This window comes from Candidatus Methylobacter favarea (assembly GCF_902806695.1).
GTDB lineage: Bacteria > Pseudomonadota > Gammaproteobacteria > Methylococcales > Methylomonadaceae > Methylobacter_B > Methylobacter_B favarea.
Genome location: NZ_CADCXN010000012.1, coordinates 1 through 5,191 on the forward strand (window position 1 = coordinate 1; position 5,191 = coordinate 5,191).

Here is a 5,191-nt window from a genome sequence, read left to right on the forward strand (position 1 = left end):
GATCCGCTCCAGGGATCATTCCCTTTGGGCGCAAAACACGGAAGAAACGCTCAAATTTTTAGTGGTTGATGAACTGCATACCTTTGACGGCGCGCAAGGCACCGATCTGGCGTGTTTGATCCGGCGCCTGAAAGCCCGCCTGGACACCCCCAGACAGCATTTGGTGTGCGTGGGAACCTCGGCGACACTGGGCGGGCAGGATGCAGGCCAGAATTTGACAGGCTACGCCACTGCGGTATTTGATGAGCATTTTGACGAGCATTCAGTGATTACCGAATACCGGCAATCTTTAGGCGACTATTTAGCTTCTTCGCCGGTTGAACATATTCGTTTTCCTGCTCTGGAAAACCTGGAGGCATTAAAGGCGGATCATTATCCGGATCTGGACAGCTATGCCCTGGCCCAGGCCCGGCTTTGGTTTGATTCATTGCGGCTTATAGATCACCCTGGTCTTTGGCGAGTCGAGCTGGCACGGTCATTAAAAAAGCATTTTTTGTTTCAAAATCTGTTGCGCTTGCTTAATGGGCAAGTCACCGACTGGCAGGATTTGTTGCAGCGTTTTAAAAAGGGCTTAGGAGTCCAGGTCGAAGCGCCTGATGAGTTTGTGGAGCATTTGTTAACCAGCCTGGTTTCTCTCGTTTCGGTAGCCAGGGATGATAGTTTTATTAATGCGCCGGATGACAGTCAGGCAGTTGTTCAACTGTTAGCGCTGAAAGAGCAAGGCAATGAGCGCAGATTAATGCCGTTACTGGAAGTGCGGATGCAGTTGTGGTTGCGGGAATTAAGCCGATTATTGGTGTTATTGCCTTTGAAAGATGAACAACCGCTGTTGCTGTTTGCCGATGACGGCAAGGTATCGCAAGACCGTATGGCGCTGCCCGCTATCCACTGCCGCGATTGCGGGGCAATGGGTTTTTTAAGCCAGAAAGCAGAGGATCAGCAACGCATCAGCACGGATTTGGATGTTATCTATAAAGCATTTTTTGAACATTCGCCCAAGTCCTGCCTGTTGTTTCCGATGGATCAGGTCGATACCCCGTCGAATTTCTCTGACAGCCTGGATAAGCAGTTATGCGCCTGTTGCGGCAATTTGAAAGGACGCTCTCAAACAAGCTGTCAAAACTGTGGTTCCGAGGATTTGCTCTGGGTGCATCAGGCCGACAATAGCAAGCTGGAGAAAAACAAGCATTCCGGCGAGTCCAAAAACAAGAGCCATAACGATTGCCCTTTTTGCCAAAGCAAGGGCAGTCTATTGATTATCGGCGCCCGGTCAACCAGCTTGTCATCGATTTTGGCGGGACAATTGAGCGCATCGCCTTTTAACCGGGACAAACAGTTGATTGCTTTTTCAGATGCTGTCCAGGATACCGCGCACCGGGCCGGCTTTATCGCCGCTCGGACACGGTCGTTCGGCTTTCGGGTGGCGTTAAAAAAAGTCATAGACTTGAGTGAGCAGAATTCTTCTTTGACTCAGGTAATTGCCCGCTTTAACGCCTATTGGCTGGAGCAATTGGGGGTCATGGTCTTTATTGGCCTGTTTCTGCCGTCTGACATGGAATGGCTGCGCGATTTTGGATCGTTGAAAAAGAATGAACGCTTACCCGAAGGCTCTAATTTACCGGCTTTGTTAAAAAGACGCCTGGCTTTTGATATTTTAGGCGAGCTGGGCTTTCGATGCCGGATTGGTCGATCGCTTGAGCGCAGCGGTGCGGCTGGCTGTTATTTCGATCATAAGCTCATCACTATCGCTTTAAAGCAGTTATTAACGGCCTTACAGGAAGCTATTGGCTCATTAAGCAGCCTGCAATTTGAAGCATTGCAGCGTTTTGTCTTTGGTTTCCTGGCGCATCTTAGAATTAATGGGGGTATTTATTCCCCTGAACTGGACGGCTATATTAGGAATAACGGTGATCCTGGCGTATTTATCAACCTGGTACACATACCCAATTTTGCACCGAATGCACGAGTGCCGACCTTTTTGGCATCAAAAAAGACCAGGGGCTTGGAAACGCTGTCAGCAGGCCAAGCCCATTCCGCCAGTTGGTATCAATCCTGGTTACAAAAAAATCTGTTAGCCGGTGATGCCTTGCATCAAAGCGGCGATTTGAGCGCGGCCATTTATCAACGGGTGTTAAAGCACTTGTCGAAAGCCAAGGTGCTGATCGATTTGAAGACCGGGAGCGGAGAAACTGTCTGGGCGCTTAATCCGGATGCTGTATTGATCAGCGCCGAATCTGTTCGGCTGAGTTGTGATCATTGTCGCCATAGCCACAATGTTGCCGCCAGTGAAGTGCTTAGCTGGTCTGATTCATTGTGTTTGCGGAAAAGTTGTTTGGGACATTACCGGATTGCCAAGGATCATACCGGGCCGCTGGATTTTTACGGCCGCTTGTATCGTGACGGTGAAGTCAATCGGGTGGTAGCATCAGAGCATACGGGGCTGTTAAGCAGGGACGAGCGGGCCGAAGTGGAAGCTTCCTTTAAAAAAGCCCCGCAATCCCGTCAACCCTGGGATATAAATTTGTTGTCGGCCACGCCTACGCTGGAAATGGGAGTTGATATTGGCGATCTGTCCTCGGTGCTGTTATGTTCAGTGCCGCCGGCGCAGGCCAATTATCTGCAAAGAATCGGCAGGTCCGGGCGGCGTGACGGTAATGCCATCAACGTGACCCTGGCGAACGCCAATGCCCATGATCTTTATTTTTATAGCGACCCGAATGAAATGATGTCGGGTGAAGTGGAATCGCCGGGCGTTTTTCTGGATGCATCAGCTGTTCTGGAGCGGCAATACACGGCTTTCTGTCTGGATCAATGGGTTAAAAAGGAGGCAGAACTTGCCTTGATACCTCATAAGTTAAAATCGGTATTAGTCACTGTCGCTAAAAGACAGGATGATTTAAAGCATTTCCCCTATTCCTTTTTAAATTACGTCGAAGTCAATAGAACGCCATTAATAGAAAAATTTCTGGCCTTGTTCAATTCTGAATACGGGATGAGCTTAAGTGATTTTTCCGTACAGTGGATCAAGCAATTTGCTGAAGGAAATTTTTCAACGCAAGGCAGTTTGAGCTTTCGTATTCAGGAAAACCTGTGGCAACAACAGCAGGAACTGGAGTCACTCAGCAAAGAGGCGAAAAGGGTGAATACGGTGATGCAGAAAATGAAGAAAGCCGAGCTGTTATCACCGCAGGACAAGGAACAGCTGGAGCTGCTGGAAACCGAATTATACGCCTTACAGACTTTAGCCAGCCAGATAAACGGCAAAGATACCTTACAATTTTTTACCGATGAAGGCTTGATCCCCAATTACGCTTTCCCTGAGCAGGGCGTGCTATTACATTCTGTCATTTATCGCTCCAAAAAAGATAATGAGACCTCAGTTAAAATTTCCGGGCTAATCTCGCAGACCGAACGCTGGGTCTATGAATATGAACGCCCGGCAGCTGCAGCGTTATCCGAGTTGGCGCCGCTGAACAATTTTTATGCGGGTGGCCGTCGGGTGCAAATTAACCGTATCGACATGCGGGTTTCCAAAAAGGAAACCTGGCGTTTATGTCGCAGTTGTCATCATTCAGAATGCATTGATGCAGGCGATCATTATAAAAATTGCCCACGCTGTGGCGATGCCTGGTGGGAGAATGTGTCGCAAAAGCAAACCATGCTGCGCTTAAAACAGGTTTACGCGAATAGCGCTGATCGACGCAGCCGCATTTCAGACGATCGGGATGACAGGGATAGCCAGTTCTTTACCCGGCAATTATTGATTGATTTTGAACCGCAAGCCATTACGTCGGCCTGGAAAGTGGACAAGGACGATTGGCCTTTCGGGTTTGAATTTATCTCAAAAGCGGATTTTCGAGAAATCAATACCGGACACAGCGACGAAAATTCCCCGGAAATCACTATTGCCGGACAAGACGCCAAACGTAAAGGATTCAAGCTTTGTCAGTTTTGCGGCACGGTGCAGACCACAAATGGTCAAGAAAAGGAACAGAAACATACGATCAGTTGTACGGCTAGAAACAAGGATAATGACAGTAATTTGATCAGTGGGCTTTTTCTGTATCGGGAGTTTCATTCGGAGGCGATACGCATTTTGTTGCCGATTACTTCGGGAACCGAAGCTGAAATTATCGAGAATTCTTTTGTCGCAGCGTTGCATTTGGGGTTAAAGAAAAAATTTGGCGGCAGCATTGACCATTTGCGCGTGACGCAGAATGTCGAACCCGACACCGAGACAGGTATCAGTAAACGCTATTTGGTCATCTATGATGCGATTCCTGGCGGCACCGGTTATCTGAAACAATTAATGACCAGCCGGCAAGCCTTGCTGGAAGTCTTGACCGGCTTCGCTATGCCAATTTTGGAGCAATGCAGTTGTGTGCAAAAAGAAGGCGCCGATGGCTGTTACCGCTGCCTCTATGTGTTCCGCAACAGTCGTAATATGAATACGATTTCACGGAGGAAGGCGCGGGATTTTATCCAGATCCTTAAAGAGCATTCCGGAAAAATTGTTGCAGTGGCCGGGTTACGGGAAGTAAAAATATCGCCGCTGATGGAAAGCGAGCTGGAAGCCCGATTTATTGAAGCATTACGTCGAGTTGGAAAGACTCATGCCAAATTTGAGTTGCGGCCTGAATTTCATGGGGGTAATGCGGGCTGGTTTGTGCGCTTTGATGAGCGCCGGTATTTTTTACAGCCGCAGGTTGAATTGGACGCTACTCAAGGCGTTGTGGTGAAATCCAGGGCGGATTTTGTCTTGTGGCCATCAGGGGCTGCCGGCCAAAAGCCTGTTGCGATTTTTACCGATGGTTTTCAATATCACAAAAACCGCCTGGCTTTGGATACCGCGCAACGAATGGCGATACTGGCATCGGATGAATTTTGGGTATGGTCGCTCTCTTACGACGATGTGCAAAATATTCTGGACGGGAAAGCAAGTCCGCATTTGAATCTCTTCCTGGGTATGACGAACGACAATATTAAGAAATTGTCAGGCCAATTTTTGTGTGAAGAGTTGCTGGCATTACAGGATCAATCCAGCTTTGCCTGGTTAATCCACTTCCTAAGAAGCTGTTTGGAAATTATCGCGTCAAGCCAAACGATTCACCATGATGCGAGTCATGGCGATGTAAATCCAAGCTTCGTCGATGCGAGTCAGTCGTTCGTAGGCTTTACTGAGACGACGCGA

Annotated in this window: 1 protein-coding gene; it reads left to right on the top strand. The window is 48.5% G+C overall.

Annotated elements, in window-relative coordinates; translation table 11 throughout:
- On the top strand, nt 1-5,191 hold a 5,191-nt coding region (locus HUX64_RS20315), incomplete at both ends, for a DUF1998 domain-containing protein (protein WP_174624507.1).